The organism is Massilia sp. DJPM01, from assembly GCF_030348125.1.
Taxonomy (GTDB): Bacteria; Pseudomonadota; Gammaproteobacteria; order Burkholderiales; family Burkholderiaceae_D; genus Telluria_A; species Telluria_A frigida.
The window spans coordinates 42,905-61,977 of sequence record NZ_JAQOZV010000018.1; the positions used below are offsets into that span (position 1 = coordinate 42,905).

The following is a 19,073-nucleotide window of genomic DNA, read 5'->3' on the forward strand; positions in this document are numbered from 1 at the left end:
GGCTTAGTGCGCCATCAGCACCGGCATGCTCATCGATTCGAGCAAGGTGCGCGTGACGCCGCCCAGCATGGTTTCGCGCATGCGCGAGTGGCCATAGGCGCCCATCACCAGCAAGTCGGCATTCTTTTGGGCCGCCAGCGCCAGCAAGGCCTCGCCCACCGGCTGGCGCTTGTGCGCCAGCGCGTGCAGCGCGAACTGGGCGTCGATGCCATGCCGGGCCAGCCAGGGACGCGGATCGGCCGCGCGCGCGTCGGCCACGGTCTGGCTGCCCGGACCGGTATCGAACACCGCCAGCTCGACCGTGCCGGCCTGGCGCAGCAGCGGCAGCGCCAGTTGCAGCGCGCACGCGGCTTCGCGGCTGGCATCCCACGACACCAGCACGCGCTGCCCGACGCTGGCGCGCTCGCCCGCGAACGGCACCATCAACACCGGTTTGCCGGCGTGCAGCACCACATACGCCGGCAAGTCGGCCAGCAGGCGCGTGCCGCCGTGGTCCGGGTCGGACTGGCTGAGCACGATCACGTCGGCCACCCGTCCATGCAGGCACAGGCCGGCGCCGGCGTCATCGTCGATCACATGCGCCTCGTGCGAGGCCAGGGCGGCCGCTTCGCAGCGCCGCGTGAAGCCGGCCAGCGCCGCCTGGGCCTGCTCGCGCAGGAAACCAAGATGCAGCGACAGGGTGGGGTCGCTCTGGCCGGGCGGCAGGGTGGGCAGCAGGGTGCGCGCGACCCCGGTCGGGGCCACGCCCGTCAGGTGGCCGCCGCAACTGCTGGCCAGCGCGATCGCCACGCCGATGCGGGCGGACGCGGACGGACTGTCGTCCACGTGGACGAGGACGGTCTGATAAGCCATGCGTGCTCCTGTTTCGATGGAGGGGATATGCATCATCTTAAACCATCTTTCCCCAAGCTTTGATATTGCTCAATGTTGCGCACGGTAAGCACCCTAGACTTGGCTTCGGACTTCACCACGATGACAGGAAAGCATGATGGAAATCAAAAAAGTAGCACTTGTAACCGGGGGCATGGGAGGTTTGGGGACGGCGATTTGCCAGCGCTTGCAGCGCGCCGGCTTCCGCGTGGCGGCGACCTATTCGCCGCACAACAGTTCGCCCGAGGGCTGGCTGGCGGCGCAGCGCGATGAAGGCTATCGCTTCACGGCGTACAAGGTCGATGTGGGCGATTTTGCCGACAGCGAATGGATGGTGCAAAAGCTCTTGTCCGAACAGGGGCGCCTGGATGTGCTGGTCAATAACGCCGGCATCACGCGCGACCGCAGCCTGGCCAAGATGCAGCACGACGACTGGGTCGAGGTCATGCGCACCAATCTCGACAGTGTGTTCAACCTGTCCAAGCAGGCGATCGAGCCGATGATCGCCCAGGGAGGCGGACGGATCATCAATATTTCTTCGGTCAACGGGCAAAAGGGCGCGTTCGGCCAGACCAATTATGCCGCCGCCAAGGCCGCCATGCACGGTTTCACCAAGGCGCTGGCGCTGGAAATGGCGCGCCACGGCGTGACCGTCAACACCGTCTCGCCGGGCTACCTGCGCACCAGGATGGTCATGGCGGTGCCGGACGAGGTGATGACGGGCCGCATCCTGCCGCAAATTCCTGTCGGCAGGCTGGGCGAACCGGAAGAAGTGGCGGGCCTGGTGGCCTATCTGTCGTCGGACGAGGCCGCCTTCGTGACGGGCGCCAACATCGCCATCAATGGCGGCCAGCACATGAGCTGAAGGCGCCGGCGCGCTCAATGCGCGTCAGCGTTTCTCGGCGCGGGTCTGGCAGGCAATGCAGAGCCGCGCTTCCGGGCGCGCCTGCAGGCGCGAAAAGCCGATCGGATTGCCGCATTCCTCGCACTCGCCATAGCTGCCCTCGTCGATGCGCGCCAGCGCCTGGCGCAAGGTGCGCAGTTGCGCCACGTGGTGGCCGGCCGCTTCCAGCGCCAGGTCGTTGAGCAGGCGCACGGTGGCCTTGTCGGCGGGCGAGGTTTCGACCTCTTGCACCGCCAGGTCGCGCGGACCGGACAGCAGCTCGGCCTCGTCGTGGCGCGCCAGCTCGGCCAGGTGCTGTTCGAGGACGGCTTTGAGGAGCGCGAGCTGTCCTGCTTCCAGTCCGTTCATGATGACGCTCGGGAAAGTAAATGTTGGCAAGGCCGCGTCACTCCGGGTGGAGGCGCTGATGCCGAGTGTAGCGCGTTCGCGCGGCGCTGGATAGCCGCGCACGAACGCGTACGGGTTTACTGGGCCTTGATCGCCTTGAAGCGCTCGCGCACATCCTTGAGCGCGAGCGAGACCGTGCCGGGCACGCCGCTGGCCGCCGCGCCGGCCAGCCCGACCAGCGCCGCCACCAGTCCGGTGACGTTGGCGATGACCGCGATCTTGCGGATTTTTTCGGCCGCGTCGGCGGTCAGCTTGAGCACGTGTTCCTGCGGCTGGCCCAGGCCCTTGACCGTGGCGCGGGCGGCGTCCAGGTAGAGCGCATGGACGTGCTGGCGCAGCACCAGTTCCTCGTCGAGCAGGGCGAAGGCATGGTCGCGTTCTTCCTGGCTCAGTTGGGCGTCGGGCGGGGTGCGGATGGCGACCAGCGCGCGCTCATGCATGGCGCCGGCGCAGGCCGACAAGTGCGCGGCCAGCGCCATGATGTCTTCCACGCTGGCCAGGCCGTCGTGATCTGTCTTGTTTGTGTTCATGGCACACCTCGGTTCGGTTTAGTGGGCCGCCAGGCCGACACGGATCATGTTCAGGTCGCGCACGTACTCGTACAGCGCATGGCGCATCTCGGACGAGGAGATCGTGGCGAGGTTCTCGCGCAGCTTCTGGTGACCGAGCGCGACCTTGGACAAGCCCTCGCGCGCCAGCTCGAAGCGCCGGTCGATCAGGCGGTACTCGCTGGTCTTGCCCTGCACATGGGCGCGCGCCAGGGTGTACAGCAAGCGGTCCTGGGGCCGGTCGGCCAGCGGCAGGGCCACTTCGAAAAAGCCGAGCACGGTTTTCTTTTCATTCTCGTTGGCCGCCGCGTACACCTCGGTCAGGCTGATCATCGCGTCGAGCAGCACGCGCACATCGGCGTCGCCTTCGCGCACCATGGTTTCCACGCTTTCTTTCTGCAAGTGCGAGGTGACGGCGCGCGTCAGCAGGCGCGTCAGGCCGGTGTAAGCGCTCACCTGCTTCTGGCCCAGGGTGGTCTTGGCCAGCCCGGACAGGCCGCTGCCCATGGTGCTGAGCTGGGGCGTGAAGTCGTAGCGCGCCTGGCCGGCCAGCGCGGCCAGGGTCTCCATGTACAGCACCACGGCTTTCTGGATGGTCACGAAATCGTTGTAGGCGGCTTGCCGCCTGGTATCGTTATCCCTGGCCACCTTGTCGGCCGCGGGCGGCAGGTAGGCTTGCTCGCGCAGATAGGTGTCGCGGTAGTGCGTGGACAGTTCGGTGTAGGCGCCCAGCCGGGCCGAGGCGTTGGCGAATTCGCGCACCTCTTCCAGGTTGACCCGGTTGCTGACGCAGCCGCCCAGCAACAGGCTGGCGGCAAGGAGGGCGGAGGTACTCAAGGTGCGAAGCGAGTTCATAAAGTCCTTTCAGGCGGGCACGGAAGGGCTTGCCAGAAGTGCCCATTCTTGCGCCGATGATGTCAATACAGTTTGCTTAAAGTCAAACTGCGCTCATGTTTCCACAGGCGAAGTTTGCATTTGATCATCTTGTCTATTTTGCCATGGATTAGGATAATGCGCCACGCCAATCCAGGCCGGCGACGGTGCCGCCGCGCGGATGGTATTCGCAGCCGACCCAGCCGTCATAGCCGAGTTCGTCGAGCAGGGCGAACAGGTAGCGGTAATTGATTTCGCCCGTGCCCGGTTCGTGGCGTCCGGGATTGTCGGCTGCCTGGATGTGGCGGATCAGGGGCAGGCGGGCGCGCAGGGTATTGGCCAGCTCGCCTTCCATGCGCTGCATGTGATAAATGTCGTACTGCATGAACAGATTCGGCGCGCCGCATTCCGCGATCACGGCGGCGGCCTGGGCGCTCCCGGTGAGGAAGTAGCCGGGCATGTCGAGCGTGTTGATCGGTTCGATCAAGAGGTCGATGCCGTGCGCGGCCAGCTGGGCGGCGGCGAAGCGCAGGTTGGCGATGTAGGTATCGTGCGCGCGTTCGCGGGTAACGGCGGGAGGCAGCTTGCCAGCCAGGCAGTGCAGGCGGCCCACGCCGAGCGCGATGGCGTAATCGCGGGCCAGCGCCACGCTGTCCTGGAACTGGCCGATGCGGCCCGGATCGCAGGCCAGGCCGCGCTCGCCGGCCTCCCAGTCGCCCGCGGGCAGGTTGTGCAGCACCAGTTGCAGGCCGTGGCGCGCCAGGCGCTCGCCGATCTGGTGCGCGTCGAACGCATACGGGAACAGGAACTCGACGCCATCGAAGCCGTTGGCGCGGGCGGCGCCGAAACGGTCGAGGAAGCTCACTTCGGTAAACATCAGGCTGAGGTTGGCGCAGAATTTGGGCATCGCGGGAGCGGCAAGTTGGCAAGGCCTCATGCTAACCCGGATTGGCGCGCGCCGCCCGCCGGTCCGGCCGGGCAGCGGCGCGCACGATCTGCATGCCTGGCCGCCCTCAGAACACCTGTTCGTGCAAGACGTGCAGCAAATAGCGGCCGTAGGCATTGTCCTTGATCGGCCGGGCCAGTGCTGCGAGCGCATCGGCATCGATATACCCCTTGCGATAGGCCACTTCTTCCGGCACCGCGACCTTCAGGCCCTGGCGTTTTTCGATGGTGGCGATGAATTGCGAGGCTTCCAGCAAGGATTCATGGGTACCCGTGTCGAGCCATGCCATGCCGCGTCCCATCACTTCCACGCGCAACTGGCCGGCCGCCAGGTAAGCGCGGTTGACGTCGGTGATTTCAAGCTCGCCGCGCGCCGATGGCGTGATCGCGGCGGCGATATCGCACACCTGCTTGTCGTAAAAATACAGGCCGGTGACGGCGTAATGCGATTTCGGCCGGGCCGGCTTTTCCTCGATCGACAGCGCGTTCTGGTCCGGGCCGAATTCGACCACGCCATAGCGTTCCGGGTCGAGCACGTGGTACGCGAACACGGTGGCGCCGTGGCCGTGGGCATGCGCCTTGGCCAATTTGGCATCGAGTTCGTGGCCATAATAGATGTTGTCGCCCAGGATCAGCGCCGACGGGTGCTGGCCGACAAACGCGCGCCCGATAATGAACGCTTGCGCCAGGCCATCCGGCGACGGCTGCACCGCGTAGCGCAGGTTGATGCCCCATGCACTGCCATCGCCCAGCAAGTCGTGAAAACGCGGGGTGTCCTGCGGGGTCGAGATAATCAGGATATCGCGGATCCCCGCCAGCATCAGGGTGGTGAGCGGATAATAGATCATCGGCTTGTCGTACACCGGCAGCAATTGCTTGGAAGTGCTGGTGGTGACCGGATACAGGCGCGAGCCGGAGCCGCCCGCCAGGATGATCCCCTTGCGTGCCAGCGCGGCCATCATGCGGCACCGCCGGCGGGCCAGTGGGCGTCGCGGTAGGCGCCTGAGGCGATCTCGTCGGCCCAGGCGCGCTGCGCCAGATACCAGTGCACGGTGCGCGCAATGCCGCTGGCGAAATGCTCGGCCGGCGTCCAGCCCAGTTCGCGCCGCAGCTTGCCGGCGTCAACCGCGTAGCGGCGGTCGTGGCCGGCGCGGTCGGCCACATGGGTAATCTGCTGGCGATAACTGGCGCGCGCCGGCGCCGCCACGTCGAGCAAGTCGCACAGGGTGCGCACCACGTCGATATTGGTCATTTCGTTCTCTCCTCCCACGTTATAAACCTCTCCAGGACGACCGGCCGCCAGGATGCGCCGCAGCGCCGCGCAATGGTCGCCCACGTACAGCCAGTCGCGTACCTGCATGCCGTCGCCGTACACCGGCAGCGCGCGCCCGGCCAGCGCCGTGGCGATCATCAGCGGGATCAGCTTTTCGGGGAACTGGTACGGGCCGTAATTGTTCGAGCAATTGCTGGTCAGGGTCGGCAAGCCATAGGTGTGAAAGCTGGCCCGCACCAGATGGTCGGAAGCGGCCTTGGAGGCAGCATACGGGCTGTTCGGCGCATACGCCGAACGCTCGGTGAATGCCGCCTCGTCCGGCGCGAGCGAACCATACACTTCATCGGTGGACACATGCAGGAAGCGGAACCCGGCGCGCTCCGGTTCCGGCAGGCAGTGCCAGTAGGCGCGCGCCGCTTCCAGCAGCGCGAAGGTGCCGCCGATATTGGTGGCGATGAACTGGCCAGGGGCCGCGATCGAGCGGTCGACATGGCTTTCGGCGGCAAAATGGACCAGCGCGCGCGGGCGGTGCCGGGCCAGCAAGGCTGCCAGCAGGGACTGGTCGCCGATAGCGCCGCGCACGAACAGGTGGCGCGGATCGCCCCTGAGCGCGGCCAGGTTGTTCAGGTTGCCCGCATACGTGAGCTGGTCGAGATTGACGATGGCCTCGTCGCTGTGCGCCAGCCAGTCGAGAATGAAATTCGATCCGATAAATCCGGCCCCACCGGTGACTAGTATCATTGCGTGTCCGTTGCGCGTGGAAGTGGCATCACGATGTGATGGAAAAGCCGCCGGTACCGCAAGCCGGCGTTCAGAGATGCTCCAGGAAGCACAGCTCGCAGCCGATCGAGGTGATCGACAGATCGGTCGGCGAGACTTGCTGGCGCGCCTGGATCAGCGCCATCAGCGGCGCCAGCTTGGGCAGATAGGGATCGCTGCGCGCATGCAATTGCAGCACCAGGGCGCCGACATCGCGCAGCGCCTGCAGGAAATCGACTGCGGTCATGCGGTTCAGGTTATTCATGTAGGCGTGCCAGCGCTCGGGGAACTGTTCCTTGATGGCCTGGGGCGTCATCCACAAATGCTCCCAGTTGTATTTGCCCAGATGCCCGCCGATCGCCGAGAACCACAGCCCGTCGGCATAGATGGCGATCCGCCCGCCCGGGCGCAGCAGGGTGCGCATGGCGTTGAGCACGCCCTTGAGGTCCGAGACATGTTCGAACACGCCGTTCGAGACGATCAGGTCGTAGCGGCCCGGATGGTCGAGCGCCAGGTCGTGCACATTGCACTCATGGACGGCGTAAGGGAAGTCGGCATACCCCTCGTCGGCCATGACGGCGTTCAGCGCTTCCTGCCTGGGTTTGCCAAGATCGATGCCGAGCGCCGAGCGCGCCTGGCGCCGCGCGCACCACAGGATTTCGTTGCCCAGGCCGCAGCCAAAGACCAGCACGTCCTTGCCGGCCGGGTCGCCCAGCGGCAGCAGGGCCTGGTCCAGACCCTTGGTCCGGCGCAGGATGTAGTCTTTGGTGGTGGCCAGTTGTTCCGGTGTCAGCATGGGGGTGGCGCTTTCGGGGACGTGGCGGCGGCAAACAGGTGCACCGGCAGCACCGCGCCGGTGCCGGGATCGGCGACTTCGTGCATGGTCACGCTGAGTTTTTTCGGCTTGCAGCGAAAGTGCTGGGCCAGATCGCGCCCGTACCAGCGGCGCGCGCTGCCGGCCACGCCCACATGCAGGCTGGTCCACGGACGCCCGCGCGGATCGACGAAGCACACCAGCATCACGCCCGTGGGCGAGAGCAGGCGCCGCAGCTGGTCGAAGCCGGCGCGGTCGTCGTCGAGGTATTCCAGCACGTGCACCAGCACGATCAGGTCGTAGCTGGCGTCGGCATAGTCGGCCAGGGCCGCCGGCAGCACCCCGGGCGCGCTCGCCTGCGCCACATCGCAGTGGCCGAACCAGCGCGCATCGGCGCCCCGTTCCGTCCCCACCAGCAGGGCGCGGCGCCCGGCCAGCTGCTCGCGGCCCAGTTCAAGCAGCACCTGCGCGGCGACCCGCTGCCGCTCCAGCGAACCGCAGGCCAGGCAGTGCGGGCCGAGCTGGTCTTTGCCGAGACGCCCGCCCGGCCCCGGCCCGAACGCCGCGCCGCCGCACAGATTGCACAGCGGCGCGAGCAAGGGCGCCGCAGGGCCCAGCTTGAGTGCATCTTCGTCGCAATTGAGCGCGACCAGTTGCGCCATCTGTTCCAGGTCGCCGGCTGCGGCCGGGGCGGCTGGCGCCACGGGTGCGCCGGCGGTGCCGATAAAATGGCGGAAAAACACCCGCATGACATGGCTGACCCCGGCCTCAGTCACGCTGCGCAGATCGTCCGCGAAATAGGCGCCGCGCGCATGCGCCCCGGTGATCAGTTCGTACGACGGCATGTAGGCGACCCGCTCGCACCTGGCCACGATCTCGGCGCAAGCGACCCGCAAGACCGATTTCGACCAGGTGTTGGCAGTTAACACGTGCTCGTCCGCGGCGGCGCCGGCCGCCAGCGGCACCGGCGACAGCGTCAGGATCAGGCGCGCGCCGGGATTGACGGCGCGCAGCAGGTCGATCAAGGCCAGCATGTCGCCGGTCACCTCGGCCACGCTGAAGTTGTGGGTCCGGTGGCGCAGCGCATCGAAGCTGCCGCCCGCCACGCCGGGGCAGAGCGGGAACACGGCGCCGTCGTCGATCGCTTCCCACGCCTGGGTCAGGCCGAGGGTGAAAATGAGCACGTCCAGCTGGGCGAAGGCGCTGCGCACGGCGCCAAAGTGCTGGCGCTGGTCGGCCTCGAATTCCTCGCGCGTGGCGAAGCCGTCGGGCTGGATGCGCGGGCGGAACGGATCGATGCAGCGCGCGCCTTGCTCCCACAGCCGCTCGGCGGGCTGGAACTGTCCATGGGCGCGCTGGAATAGCTGCAGCAACTGGCGCGCGGTGTAGATATTGCCGTAGCGCGCGCTGTAGATGCCGTAGCCATAGCTGGCCGCCTCGCTTTCGTGCAGCCAGTCGTGGGCCGCTTCGGTTTGCAGGACCGACAGGCCGGCGGCGCGCAGGTGGCGTCCGATGTGTTGCGCGAAACAGCTGCCGGCGGTGACGATGCGCTCGCCGGGCGCGATCATGAATGGCGCCGTCACCAGCGCATCGACCTGCTCGCGCGCCACGCCGGCCACGGCGCGTTGCCAGAAGCAGTGCTCGGGCAGGGCTTGGTAGGGCGTGTTTTTCATGGGGATGGCGCGCCTTCGCGCAGGCTGAGGATTTGCGCGAGCAGCAGGGCGCCATAGGCCTCGTTCGCATGGGTGGGGTCTGCGCGCAGGTAAGGCGTGGCCAGGCAGCCATCGGCGTCCTGGGTGCCCGCCGGGCGTGCGACGAAAGTGATCCCCAGCGCGCTGCAATGGTCGCGCAGGATGGCCGAATGCAGGAGCCAGAACTTGTGGCGAAAGGCGACCGGGGCCACGCCGCGTTCGCGCACCCGCTCGGCGAATCCGGACGGATGCCGCTCGATATACGCGCTTGGCAGCGGCGGCGGCGACTCGATGTGCAGCTGGCGGCGGCCCTTGAACACGGCGCTCAGCTGGCCCAGATAGGCGAGGTCCGGCTTCAGGTGGCGCGTCAGGAGCAGGCGTACCAGGTCCACCGGCAGCAGGCGCGCCGCCGGGTTCATCGGCAGGCCGGTGTGTTCGGGAAGATAGAAATCGAAGGGTTCGGGCGGATTGAGCATGCCCAGGGTGATATGGGCTTCGCCGCCCATCATGAACACCACCGTGTCGGCCGGGCCCGCCGCCAGGGCCTTGAACTCGGCCGGATCGCGCTGCTGGTAGGCGCCCCCGGCCTCGGTGAAGGACATGAAGTCGCAGGCCTGCTGCGCCTCCGGCACGGCGCGCAGGGCATTCATGTGGCTGTGGCCGATGACGAGGATGGCTTTCATGCGCAGGCCCGCGTGGCATCGCGCTGGCGCGGCGGCGCGCCGGCCAGCGCCGCCAGCAGCGCGCTGACCAGAGGCGGCTGCGCGGCCATCACCACCAGCACTTGCCAGCCCGGCCCGAGCTGGCCCAGGATGGTCGCCGGCAGGGCCGGATAAAACTGCGGATCGGCGCTGGTGGCGAGCTGGAACAGGCCCTCGGCACCCGTGTCGTGGAAGCGCACATTGCGCCAGTCCTGGCCCGCATGCGCGGCCGGATCCCAGGTCCACATCAGCGCGTCGGCCGGATTGCGCAGCTCGATGGCCTCGATGCGCACCGCCACGACGGCGTCGGCCATGTCGAAGCGCAGGCGCTCGACGGGCGCCGCGCCTGGCGGCAAGGTGAAGTGCAGCGCCTGCACGCTGCCATCGGCGGGCAGGGCCAGGGTGAGCGCGTCATCCTCCGAAAAATCGGCGCCCGGCCTGCGCCAGAATAACTGGCATTCAAGGCTGGCCGGTGGCGCCGGCCTGGGCTGGAAGCGCAGCGGCGCCGCCGCCGCCGGCTGGGCGAACAGGGTGGGCAGATCGCCGCGCTCGCTGCGTTCCAGGAATTGCTGGTAACTGATCAAGCCATTGTAGGCTTCGCGCCGGGCCGCGAACTGGGCATAGCTGATATCGGCCCCGATCGGGTAATCGAGCACCAGATCCTTGTTCCACACCAGGCCGACGCCGTAATCCTCGGACACGGTCACCGTGCTGGCGCGGTTATGCTGGCGCAGCAGGGCGAAGGCCTTGTAGGTTTCGCCGACCCAGGCGCCGTGGCGGCGCTTGACCACGGTCAGTTCTTCGCGTTCCGGATTGCAGTCGTGCACCACCAGCACGCCGCCGGGAGTGAGCAGCGCGCACAGCGCGCGCAAGCTCAGGTCGACCTCGGGCCGTTCGTGGGTCGGATCGTAGAAGATGATGTCGAAGCGCTGGCCGGCATGGCGCTCCAGCAGCGCTGCCAGGGGCAGCAGCTGGCCCAGGTCGGCCCCGGCCGTGACCCGCAGCAGGTGGCGCGCGCGCATGGCGTCGAAGTGCAGGTTTTCCGGCTGGTAAGCGATGGCCTTGCTGTCGCACACGATGTCGCCGTAAAAGCTGACGCCGTCGAACGTGTTGTACTCCAAAAAGGACTTGAAGCCGCACTGGCGGATCAGGCGGTTGATGATGTCGCCCTTGGACAGGCGCACCACGGCGCCGGGTTGGAGCTGGTCGGGCCCCGGCAGCGCCAGCGGCGCCAGGCCGAAGTGCTGGCGCCGTTCGCGCACCAGGCGCTCGAAGTACATCCAGCTGTGCTCGGGCGTGATGTGCTGCTCGGGGGCGAGCTGCCAGTCGTCGGCGTAGCCCAGCGCCGCCATCATGGGCGCCAGCAGCGGCCTGAGCAGCGCCACGTCGGCGCCGCTGAACCAGTGGCGCCAGTCGCCCGCGCCCTTGGTGCGCGCCACCCGCTGGTACTGCGGGTCGACCCTGGCGCCGGCCTGCACGGCCAGCCCCAGGTAGGCCGCGAGGGCCTCGAGGCGGCCTGCCACCAGGTCTTCGTAGCGCAGGATATGCCAGTCGGCGCCGGCGCCGGCGGCGAACGCGGCCAGGGCCTGGATCTGGGCGCAGGACGAGGCCAGGAATTCCGAGGGCTTGCCCATGGGGGGAAATTGCTGCAGCGATACCGAGGCCGGTACCTGCTGCTTGCGCTGCAAGAGCTGGCAGAACACCCGCAGGCAGGGCTGGTCGCCCAGCATGGCCCGGTTGTTGGCGACCATGTACAGCAGCCGGCTGATCAGGTTATCGCGCGGATCGCGCACCAGCAGGATGCGCTTGTCGAAGCCGGCGCCGAAGGCGCTGATGGCGGGGCCGCTCTCGTGCTCGAAAATCAGTTTCACGGCCGTGTGTTCGGGCAACACTTGCAGCGCACTGATACGGTCTTCCATGTGCACCACGGGGTCGCCGCCCATCGCTTGCGCCACCGCGTACAGCAGCGCCGTGGTGCCGCTCTTGGCCGTGCCGACGATCAGGCAGCGCATGGCGCTCCTTCGCTGGCTGCGGCGCCGAACACGGCGCGCGGGTCGAGCCAGCGCACGCAGGAAAATTCGGCCGTCAGGGCCAGCAGTTGCTCGAGGAAGCGCCAGCTGCCGTCGGCCATCACGCGGTGGTGGGTGAGGATGCCGAGCGGCTCGCCCAACTGGCCGGCGCGGCGCAATTGCAGGATCGATACCAGGCGCTCGACCAGCGCCCCGGGCTCGCGCACCCCGGCCCCGGCGCTCCAGTCGACGATGTCGAGGTGGGTGTCGACCCGCACCAGGCCGTCGACCGCAGTGCCGCGCGGCTGGAACAGATACTGCGACAAGCCATGCAGGCCGAGCGCCGGCAGGCGCGCCGCCAGCGCCGGCGCCAGGGTGTTCCAGGGCGGCACCATGACCGCCAGGAAGCGCTCGCCGAACAGGGCGCGCAGGCGGCCCGCTCCCTGCATCAGGTCGGCCTCGGCCGCTTGCGGATCGCGCCCGGGGCCGAATTCGCTGCTGGGCTGGCCGGGCGCTTCATGGTTCACATGGTCCCAGCCGTGCTGGCAATAGACCAGGGTCGGCATGGCATCGGCCGTTACCTGCGCCAGCGCGGCATCGGCCTGGGCCGGGATCACCGCCATCAGCACCGGCGCCTGGTGGCGCTGCGACAGCGCGGCCAGGCGGCGCAGCGCGGCGCTGTCGTCGACCAGGTCGTCGTCGCGCCACCAGAAGGCACATTCGGAGCGCGTGGCCTGCCAGTAGGTGAGTTCTTCCCGCAGCGGCGCGAACTGGTCCGGCACCGGCCCGGCCGCCATCGGCGCGGCCCCGGGCCAGGCCGCCAGGTGTTGGTGCCAGCGTTCGGCCTGCGCCGCCTCGCGCAGCAGCAGCCAGACCGGCAGGCGCGCGCCGCCGCCGGGGTCGGCGGCGTCGATGGCGATCACCGAGCAGGGCAAGCCCTGGGTGGCCAGCAAGGCCGTCATCGATTCCAGCAAGTCCTGGGCACTGCCGCCGGCGCCCTGGGCGGCGCCGCTCACATACAGCACGCCGCGCGCCGTCAGGCGCCCCAGCGCGGCGGCGATGGCCTCGCCCTGCGCGTCGCGCTCGACGGCCATGAAGTCGGCCATGGCGTCGTCCGCCGCCGCTGCGCCGAACCAGGCCGGATCGACCCCGTGCCGGCCCGTTTCCAGCGCGTGCCTGCGCCACGCCAGCAAGCCGGCCGGCAGCGCCTGGAACACCCGCCGCATGACGCGCTGGGGCGCGCTGCTGGCGCAGGCGGGGCAGGCCGGCTGCGCCAGGTCCGCGCCGGCGCCGGCCGGGTCGGGCATGGCGGCGCCGCACAGATTGCACTGCGCGCCGGGCTCGCGGCACACGGGCGTGGCGTCGCGGTTCATGGCAGGGCCTGCTCCAGGATGACCAGCTCCGGGTCCCAGGCCAGCAGGAAGCCGCGCAGCAGGGCCACGTCGGGCCCGTGGTTGACGAACAGCCAGGCCACGTCCTGCACGCCGGTGGCGGGATCGGTCCCTTGCACCGCCAGCATGCCCATGCCCTTGGCGGCGCAGCCGAAGCGCTGGTACACATCGCGCCCGTAGCGGTGGCGGTTGCCGTACTGGTCGATGTCGGCCTCGAAGTCCTCGCTCAGCGCGCGTCCCTGGGCGCCGCCGAAGCCGATATGCAGCAGGCCGCGCGGCGCCAGCACGCGCTGCAGTTCGTCGAACGCGGCCAGGTCGTCGGCAATGCATTCGAGCACATGACTGAGCGTGATGAAGTCGTAGCTGTCGTCGGGCCGCGCGATGGCCTGGATGTCGAGGCTGCCGGAGCCCCCATACACCGACACTTCGTAGCTGCGGTACCAGGCCGGATGCTGGGCCGGGTCGGGGCTGAGCTGCAGGCCGCGGCGCCAGTCGAGATAGCCGATCGGCATGCCCAGGAAGATCTGGCGCACCACGCGATGCCGTTCCAGCGCCCCGCAGCGTGCGCAGCAAGGGGCGGCGCCGCTGCTGGCCAGGCGCCCGGACGGGCCGGGCACGAAGGCCTGGTTGCCGCAGATATTGCAGCTGGGCGGGGCCGCTGCGATCTCCGGCTGGGGCGCCGCCAGCGCCACCGGCGCGGCGCGCTTGCGCAGCGCGAAGCGGTCCTGGAACTCGCCCTTGGCCGGGTCGCCCAGCCAGCTGCCGCCCTTGTGCGCCACAGGCTCCCAGCCTTCCTGCGCGAACAGGGTGCGCAGGAACGCTTCCTTGTAGGCGATCACATGCAGCGGTTCGGCCGGATTGTGGATGAAGGCGTGCTCGGACACCTGCTCGCTGAGGCGGTAGCGCATCTGCGGGTTTTGCGTGGCCAGCGAAAAGCCGTCGGGCAGCGAGAAAAAGGTGGCGATCCAGAGTCCGTTCTCGCGCACCAGCGGATGAATGCGGCGCAGGTAGGTGCGCACGTCATCCTCTTCCATGTGGGTGAATACGGAAAACGCGGTCACGCAATCGAAGCTGTTGTCGGCGTAGGGCAGGGCGACGTCGGCCAGGGGCAGGCCGCCCGGGTTGTAGCGGGCATTGTGGACGTTGACAAAGTCGAAGCCGAAGCGCGCGCCATCGCCGGGCGCGGCGAAGTGTTCCTTGAGCCACTCGACATGCTCGCGCAGGATGTCGAAGCCGCGGTAGCTGCCGCCAAAGCCGGCCTGGCGCAGCCCGTACGCCAGGCGCCCGTAGCCGCAGCCGATGTCGAGCAGGTCGACAGCGCGCCCGCCCACCTGTTCCAGCACGGTGGCGCTCAATTGCTCGGCCACCGGCATGAAGCTGGCGTCGCTCTCGCCCATGAAGCGCAACTGCGGTGGGGGGATCTGGGAAAGGACTGCGCTCATGCCTCGACTCCGGTGGATGGATGGACTACCGCGGCGGCGCCGGCCTGCGCGCCGGCCGCCAACTGCGGCGACAGGCGTGCGAGCACTTGCAGGATGGCGTCGACCCGGTGCTGGAACGTATGATGGTTCACGATCAGTTCGCGCAAGCGCTGGCCCGCCTTGTCCGGCCTGGACCTGGCGCGCCGCACTTTGGCCACTTCGCTGGCCAGGTTTTGCGGCGTGCTGTAGTAATGTAGCGCATCGCCGAACAGGGCGCGGCACGCTTGCATCTCGTCGGTGACGATGGCGGCGCCGCAGGCGCCGGCATCGAACAGGCGGTTCGACAAAAAGCCCTGGCTGCGCATGTCGCCCCAGTGGTCGTTGAGCACCACCCTGGCCGCCGAATAGTAATGCCGCAGGCGCGCGTTGGCGATATAGGTCTGGGGCACCTGGTGCGGCGGCAGGATGCCTTCCCACAGGCCGCCATACACCTTGAAGTCGACCCCGCCGGCCAGCGCATACTGCACGACTTCACGCAACTGCCCGCGCGAATTGCCGACGAAAATGACTTCCGGCACCTCCAGGTCGGCATCGCGCTCCGGGTAGAACAGCTCCGGATCGGTGCATTGCAGCAGCGGGCTGACCTGGTCGCCCATGCGCTCGCCCAGCCAGGCCGCGAAGCTGTCCGAGGCTACGAACACGTGGTGATACTGCTGCAGCTCGGTCACCGTCACCTCGTCCGGATGGCTGATCAGCCAGGCCAGGTTGATCGTGGTCGGCTGCGGCTGGTACTGGGACAGGCCGCGCAGCACGATCACCACCTCGTCGGACGCGCACAGGCCGCCGTACCAGTCGGGCAGGATATCGATGCGCGCCACGTGGCCGCGCCGTTCCAGGGCGCGCTTGATGCCGAGCGCGAAATGGTAGTCGCCCCATTGTTCGCGCTCCTTCATGGACGGCACCCCGATCTTGATGGCAAAGCGCAGCGACTGCTCGAGCAAGCCGCGCAGGCGCTGGCGGAAGGTGGCGGCGCGCTGGTCGTAGGTATGCTTCTCGAGCACCTCGCGCTGCAGCCTGGCGGCCAGCGCTTCGCGCTCGTCGTCGTGGCGCAGGAAGTGGCGCAGCAAGGCTTGCAATTGCTGGTCGGTCTCGAAACTGGGCAGCAGGTCCGGAAACAGTTCGGCCGCGCCGCCGCTGCAATTGGTCAGCACCAGCTTGCCGCTGGCGATGGCGTCGAACACGCGCGAATTGAGCGAGTGCCATTCGCGCGTGACCGGGTGCGAATCGTCGAGCACGATCTTGGCCGAGTTGTAGATCTGCGGCAGGGCGGCGTAGGGTACGGCGCCGCGCCAGTTCGCTTTCCAGTCGGGCCGGTCTTGCCAGCCGTGGCCGTAGATGGCGAAGCGGTAGGGTTCGCGCGCCAGGTCCTGCAAGCCGATCGCTTCGCGCTCGGCCCCCCAATAGCTGCCGGTGAAGGTGACGTCGCTGGCGTGTTCGGCAGCGGCCGGCATGGGCCGGAAGCGCGCCGCGTTGGCGGCGATCGGCAGCAGGGTGGCCTCGATGCCGGTGGCGGCCTTGATGTGCTCGATCGCCTTGTGCGAGGAGGCGAAGATCAGCTGGTAAGCCTGGAACTGCGGCGCGCCCAGCCATTGGTCGACCCGGTTGCGCACCCAGGCCACCGTCACCAGGCCGGGATTGGCTTCGCTGATCTTGTCGATGGCGTAATCGTGGCGCATGGCGATGACCACGTCGGTGCCGGGCAGCTGGTGTACCTGGTTGTTGACGAACATCACCTCCCAGCCGTACAGGCGGTGCAGGGCTTCGCCGAATTCGAGCGCGGTGAAAAAGTCGCCGGCCGCGGTGCTGATGTCGGTGGCGGTGACGGCGATGGTCACGCGCAGCGGCGCCGGCCGCCACATGCTGTCGCCCTCGACCAGGGCACGCAGGATGGTGCGGGTCAGGTCGCGCCCGTAGCGCTCGATATACAGCCTGCGGTTGTTGGCGTGCACCTTGGCCGAGTACACTTTCTGCTGGCTGCCGGCCAGGATCTTGGCGTCGCGCGTGGCGCTGCGGTTGTGCAGCGCCAGCGCGGCGGTATCGCACAAGATCGCCTTGCCGAGCTTGAGGCGCAGCGCCAGGCACAGGTCCACGTCTTCCATGCCGTACACATAGCCTTCGTGGAAACCGCCGACGGCGTGGAAATCCTCGCTGCGGCACATCAGCAGCGCGCCGGTGGCCACCGGCAGGTCGTAGCACCCGGCCAGGTCGGCGTGCGGCTGCTCGCCCACTTCCATCGGTGCGTAGTAGCGCCCGCCCTTGCCGGGCAGGCTGTCGGTCTTGAACTGCACGCCCTGGTGATGGGTGATGAAGCGCCACGCGTCGGCGCCGTTGACGAGCGGCTCGAGCAGTTTCAGGCCGACCGCGCCGACCCGCTCGTCGTCGAGGTGGGCGCGCATGGGCGCGAGGCAGTCGTGCAGCATGACCAGGTCGTTGTTGGCGAACACCAGGTAGCGTCCGCGCGCCTGCGCCGCGGCGTAATTGTTGGATGCCGAAAATGAAAAATTCACGCCGCGCGCCAGCACCCGCAAGGGCAGGCGCGCGGCGTACTCGGCCGCCACCTGCAGGCTGGCGTCGGTCGAGCCATGGTCGACCAGCAGCAGTTCGTAGGAATGCAGCCAGTCGATGCGCAGCATCGAGTCCAGGTAGTCGCGCAGGATGGTGGCGCCGTTCCAGTTCAGCACGATGATGGAGATCAGCGGCGCGGCCGATTCGGCGGCGACGGCCGGGACGCGCGGACGCCCGCCTTGCCACAGCCGGGGCGGCACGCTATGGGTATAGTGGCCGTCCGGCAGGGGCCGGATCTGGAGTCCGCCATGGTCGACCAGGGGGAATAGCAGGGTATCGTCGTTTTGCTTGATCTCGAGATTGCCTTCGACGATCACGGCGCGGATGCGGCGCTTGCTGCCATTCATCAGGCGCGTGGGGAACTTGAGCAGGAACACATGATGGCCGTGGCGGTTGTCGGCGCGCAGGCGGGCATTGAAGCGGTTGGCCTGTACCACATCCAGCAATTGGTCATCCACGTAGACCGCCACATGCACCGGCAGCGCGGGGTTCTTGCGGTCCCAGGCCCAGCCCATGATGGCGCCGGTGGTGAGCTGCTCGACATAGCCCTGGTAGCGCTCGGCGGGCGCGATCTGGGCCAGCTGCTGCTCGCTGAGCAGCAGCGGCACGTCGTGTTCGATGCGCACATTGAGCGGCATGCCGTTCACGCGCACCGCGATCTGGCGCGCCTGGCGGTCGTACAGCGCGGCCGGGAACAGCAGCTCGAAGCCATGCCGGCCTTCGCACTTGAACAGCTTGTTGACATCGCTGCGCGCCATCTGGGTCGTGGTCTGGGCCAGCAATTGCTCGCCCTGGTACAGGCCGACCGTCAGGACCGCGCCGCTGTCGGTGGTGTCGAGCGCCCAGCCGCAGATGCCGTTGGTGTCGACCAGGTCGACCCGGCCGATCACGCTGTTGCACCAGGCCAGCGAGAGCGCGCCGCCCTGGGTGCACAGGCGGTAGCGCGTGCCTTCCAGGTTGATGGCGATTTCGTGGCGGGCACCATCGTAGACGCTGAACGGCATCTCGAACTTGAAGCTGAAGGCGCCGTTGACCAGTGTCGCGGCGTCGACCGGCATCTTGCCCAGGCTGCGGGCGCCGTCGTCGACCCGCAGTTCGGCCGCGCCGCCGGGCAAGCGCTGCGGATCGATCCAGCCGTACAGGATGCCGTTGCGGGTGTGCCAGCTGCCGCCCTGGTAGGCCTGGAACAGGCTTTGCGCCGGCGTCAGGGCCAGTTCGGCCTCGAGTTCGGGCGCGCGCACCAGCAGCCGGTGCGGCTGGCCGTCGAACAGCAGGTCCGGCAGCGCCAGCACGAAGGCGTGGCTGGGCGCGCTGGCCGTGCTGGTGGCCACCAGCACGCCGTCGGCATGCAGTTCGAGCGCCACGGCGCACGCCGGATCGGCGCCGCGCAGCACCCCTGCGATGCCGCACGACTCGACCCGCTCGATGACGATGGCAAGCGCGTGGCGCGCGGCGCCGGCCGGCGCTGCTGCGCGCGCCAGGTGCGCGCCGTGCTCCGGCGCGCGCTCGAGCCGGACCGGGGTTTCGAAGACCCAGGCTTCGAGCGTGTCGAGCGCCAGCTGCGGCAGGTGGCGCGGCAGCGGCCAGTGAAAGCCGATGCAGCGCGGGTCGATGCCCTCGGCAACCAGGTCGTCGCGCCACACGCCGCAGGTGGTAAAGCCGACCGGCCTGCCGCCGGCGCGAAATTCGAGCGCCAGCTGCTCTTGCGGGCAATTGAGGTCGACGCACCAGCCGCTCACGCCGGAGGCGTCGACGCGCTCGATGCGCCCGCGAATCAGGCGCGCAGGGGCGTCGTCCGCGGCGCCGAGCGCGGCGTCGGCGTGGCTCTCAGGGGCATTGTCATGCAGGTCCATGCGTTCTCC

15 protein-coding genes are annotated in these 19,073 nt (G+C 68.4%); 1 reads left to right on the forward strand and 14 read right to left on the reverse strand.

The annotated features are described in order from the left end of the window. Positions 1 to 3: 3 nt before the first annotated feature. Entirely contained in the window at positions 4 to 852 is an 849-nt protein-coding gene (locus PO883_RS13750; protein WP_289310271.1) for a universal stress protein, read from the reverse strand. Positions 853 to 988: 136 nt separating this feature from the next. Here PO883_RS13750 and phbB point away from each other — a divergent pair, with 136 nt between their 5' ends. Beyond that, the gene (gene phbB, locus PO883_RS13755) at positions 989 to 1,735 is read left to right on the forward strand and encodes an acetoacetyl-CoA reductase (protein WP_289310333.1); all 747 of its coding nucleotides are present in this window, start codon (positions 989 to 991) and stop codon (positions 1,733 to 1,735) included. Positions 1,736 to 1,759: 24 nt separating this feature from the next. Here phbB and PO883_RS13760 read toward each other — a convergent pair whose 3' ends face one another. From PO883_RS13760 to PO883_RS13820, 13 genes are all read right to left on the reverse strand, one after another. Then, positions 1,760 to 2,122, reverse strand: coding sequence for a TraR/DksA family transcriptional regulator (locus tag PO883_RS13760; protein WP_289310272.1), 363 nt, complete (start codon positions 2,120 to 2,122; stop codon positions 1,760 to 1,762). 116 nt (positions 2,123 to 2,238) lie between these two features. Next, positions 2,239 to 2,691 carry a hypothetical protein gene (locus PO883_RS13765; RefSeq protein WP_289310273.1) on the reverse strand — a complete coding sequence of 151 codons (453 nt, stop codon included), beginning with the start codon at positions 2,689 to 2,691 and terminating at the stop codon, positions 2,239 to 2,241. Between the two features lie 18 nt (positions 2,692 to 2,709). Continuing rightward, on the reverse strand, positions 2,710 to 3,564 hold the full coding sequence (locus PO883_RS13770; protein WP_289310274.1) for a hypothetical protein: 855 nt from the start codon (positions 3,562 to 3,564) through the stop codon (positions 2,710 to 2,712). A gap of 148 nt (positions 3,565 to 3,712) precedes the next feature. Further along, on the reverse strand, positions 3,713 to 4,489 hold the full coding sequence (gene hyi, locus PO883_RS13775) for a hydroxypyruvate isomerase (protein WP_289310275.1): 777 nt from the start codon (positions 4,487 to 4,489) through the stop codon (positions 3,713 to 3,715). Between the two features lie 106 nt (positions 4,490 to 4,595). Next, a complete protein-coding gene (gene rfbA, locus PO883_RS13780) occupies positions 4,596 to 5,477 on the reverse strand; it encodes a glucose-1-phosphate thymidylyltransferase RfbA (RefSeq protein WP_289310334.1) in 882 nt (293 codons plus the stop codon). Positions 5,478 to 5,485: 8 nt separating this feature from the next. Then, a complete protein-coding gene (rfbB, locus tag PO883_RS13785) occupies positions 5,486 to 6,541 on the reverse strand; it encodes a dTDP-glucose 4,6-dehydratase (protein ID WP_289310276.1) in 1,056 nt (351 codons plus the stop codon). A gap of 70 nt (positions 6,542 to 6,611) precedes the next feature. Next, entirely contained in the window at positions 6,612 to 7,355 is a 744-nt protein-coding gene (locus PO883_RS13790) for a bifunctional 2-polyprenyl-6-hydroxyphenol methylase/3-demethylubiquinol 3-O-methyltransferase UbiG (RefSeq protein WP_289310277.1), read from the reverse strand. Beyond that, the gene (locus PO883_RS13795) at positions 7,349 to 9,046 is read right to left on the reverse strand and encodes a GSCFA domain-containing protein (RefSeq protein WP_289310278.1); all 1,698 of its coding nucleotides are present in this window, start codon (positions 9,044 to 9,046) and stop codon (positions 7,349 to 7,351) included. The genes PO883_RS13790 and PO883_RS13795 overlap by 7 nt, the downstream gene beginning before the upstream one ends. Beyond that, positions 9,043 to 9,747: a hypothetical protein gene (locus tag PO883_RS13800; RefSeq protein ID WP_289310279.1), complete on the reverse strand. Its 705-nt coding sequence runs from the start codon at positions 9,745 to 9,747 to the stop codon at positions 9,043 to 9,045. The genes PO883_RS13795 and PO883_RS13800 overlap by 4 nt, the downstream gene beginning before the upstream one ends. Then, positions 9,744 to 11,777, reverse strand: coding sequence for a hypothetical protein (locus PO883_RS13805; RefSeq protein WP_289310280.1), 2,034 nt, complete (start codon positions 11,775 to 11,777; stop codon positions 9,744 to 9,746). Before PO883_RS13805 ends, PO883_RS13800 begins: the two co-directional genes overlap by 4 nt. Then, entirely contained in the window at positions 11,765 to 13,147 is a 1,383-nt protein-coding gene (locus PO883_RS13810; protein WP_289310281.1) for a polysaccharide deacetylase family protein, read from the reverse strand. Before PO883_RS13810 ends, PO883_RS13805 begins: the two co-directional genes overlap by 13 nt. Continuing rightward, positions 13,144 to 14,607 carry a class I SAM-dependent methyltransferase gene (locus PO883_RS13815; RefSeq protein WP_289310282.1) on the reverse strand — a complete coding sequence of 488 codons (1,464 nt, stop codon included), beginning with the start codon at positions 14,605 to 14,607 and terminating at the stop codon, positions 13,144 to 13,146. Before PO883_RS13815 ends, PO883_RS13810 begins: the two co-directional genes overlap by 4 nt. Continuing rightward, a complete protein-coding gene (locus PO883_RS13820; RefSeq protein ID WP_289310283.1) occupies positions 14,604 to 19,064 on the reverse strand; it encodes a glycosyltransferase in 4,461 nt (1,486 codons plus the stop codon). The genes PO883_RS13815 and PO883_RS13820 overlap by 4 nt, the downstream gene beginning before the upstream one ends. Between the last annotated feature and the right edge of the window lie 9 nt (positions 19,065 to 19,073).

Coding starts and splice junctions, on each gene's coding strand:
- PO883_RS13750 (WP_289310271.1), bottom strand. CDS start 852: ATGGCTTATCAGACCGTCCTCGTCCACGTGGACGACAGTCCGTCCGCG.
- phbB (WP_289310333.1), top strand. CDS start 989: ATGGAAATCAAAAAAGTAGCACTTGTAACCGGGGGCATGGGAGGTTTG.
- PO883_RS13760 (WP_289310272.1), bottom strand. CDS start 2,122: ATGAACGGACTGGAAGCAGGACAGCTCGCGCTCCTCAAAGCCGTCCTC.
- PO883_RS13765 (WP_289310273.1), bottom strand. CDS start 2,691: ATGAACACAAACAAGACAGATCACGACGGCCTGGCCAGCGTGGAAGAC.
- PO883_RS13770 (WP_289310274.1), bottom strand. CDS start 3,564: ATGAACTCGCTTCGCACCTTGAGTACCTCCGCCCTCCTTGCCGCCAGC.
- hyi (WP_289310275.1), bottom strand. CDS start 4,489: ATGCCCAAATTCTGCGCCAACCTCAGCCTGATGTTTACCGAAGTGAGC.
- rfbB (WP_289310276.1), bottom strand. CDS start 6,541: ATGATACTAGTCACCGGTGGGGCCGGATTTATCGGATCGAATTTCATT.
- PO883_RS13790 (WP_289310277.1), bottom strand. CDS start 7,355: ATGCTGACACCGGAACAACTGGCCACCACCAAAGACTACATCCTGCGC.
- PO883_RS13795 (WP_289310278.1), bottom strand. CDS start 9,046: ATGAAAAACACGCCCTACCAAGCCCTGCCCGAGCACTGCTTCTGGCAA.
- PO883_RS13800 (WP_289310279.1), bottom strand. CDS start 9,747: ATGAAAGCCATCCTCGTCATCGGCCACAGCCACATGAATGCCCTGCGC.
- PO883_RS13805 (WP_289310280.1), bottom strand. CDS start 11,777: ATGCGCTGCCTGATCGTCGGCACGGCCAAGAGCGGCACCACGGCGCTG.
- PO883_RS13810 (WP_289310281.1), bottom strand. CDS start 13,147: ATGAACCGCGACGCCACGCCCGTGTGCCGCGAGCCCGGCGCGCAGTGC.
- PO883_RS13815 (WP_289310282.1), bottom strand. CDS start 14,607: ATGAGCGCAGTCCTTTCCCAGATCCCCCCACCGCAGTTGCGCTTCATG.
- PO883_RS13820 (WP_289310283.1), bottom strand. CDS start 19,064: ATGGACCTGCATGACAATGCCCCTGAGAGCCACGCCGACGCCGCGCTC.